The 427-nt window shown below is 45.4% G+C and carries 1 rRNA gene; it reads left to right on the top strand.

Annotated features, from left to right (window positions below):
- Window positions 1-92: 92 nt before the first annotated feature.
- Window positions 93-427: ribosomal RNA gene (locus DXC10_RS16185) — 23S ribosomal RNA — on the top strand; the annotation flags it as partial.

The raw sequence follows: 427 nt of genomic DNA, 5'->3' as shown, positions 1-427 counted from the left end.
TACTTCATTTGAAAACCGTTCTTTGACATGATGTACAAAAAAAGTAAAGTTAAAAGCTGAAAGTATATATCGACCCTATGTGATCGGTAAGACAAAAAGTAAGAAAGGGCGCATGGCGGATGCCTTGGCTCTCGGAGGCGATGAAGGACGTGATAAGCTGCGATAAGCTCCGGGTAGGTGCAAATGACCTTTGATCCGGAGATTTCCGAATGGGACAACCCAATATCTTGAAGAGATATTATTCTGCATAGCAGAAGGCTAACGCAGGGAACTGAAACATCTTAGTACCTGCAGGAAAAGAAAATAAACAATGATTCCCCTAGTAGTGGCGAGCGAACGGGGAATAGCCCAAACCAGTCATGTTACGGCATGGCTGGGGTTGTAGGACCACGATGTGGCATGAAAACTGGTGAGTGGAACCCTCTGG

The organism is Bacteroides sp. OM08-11 (assembly GCF_003438665.1).
Taxonomy (GTDB): Bacteria; Bacteroidota; Bacteroidia; order Bacteroidales; family Bacteroidaceae; genus Bacteroides; species Bacteroides cutis.
The sequence above is the reverse complement of the archived record's forward strand: the minus strand, read 5'-3'. Positions and strand labels throughout refer to the sequence as shown.